This is a genomic window from Pseudomonas peli (assembly GCF_050563605.1).
In the GTDB taxonomy this organism is placed as follows: Bacteria; Pseudomonadota; Gammaproteobacteria; order Pseudomonadales; family Pseudomonadaceae; genus Aquipseudomonas; species Aquipseudomonas peli_A.
On sequence record NZ_JBNXUH010000257.1, the window covers coordinates 1 to 279 of the forward strand.

The window sequence follows — 279 nt, forward strand, 5'->3', positions numbered from 1 at the left end:
GTAGAGTTGTATCATTATTTGTCATAATTTCACCTAAGAACCTGCCCACTCAAACAGTGGAACAGGCTCGGAGCATTAACCGTACAAATGGCCCGTTGTGCCGCACAACAGGCCGCCATGCACATGCTAATTGCCCGGACAATTAGTGTTGTTTCAGTTTATCTTTATGTTTGGTCAACTGGCGTGCCAGCTTATCAATTAAGCCATCAATGGCAGCGTACATGTCCTGACCTTCCGCGCTGGCATGAATTTCACCACCGTTTACATGCAGTGTTGCAT

The 279-nt window shown here is 46.6% G+C and carries 1 protein-coding gene; it reads right to left on the reverse strand.

What is annotated here, in order from left to right; all coding sequences use genetic code 11:
* Window positions 1–142 precede the first annotated feature (142 nt).
* A partial coding sequence (gene hpf, locus ACQ4LH_RS21650; protein WP_430699003.1) for a ribosome hibernation-promoting factor, HPF/YfiA family occupies window positions 143–279 on the reverse strand: 137 nt, incomplete at its 5' end.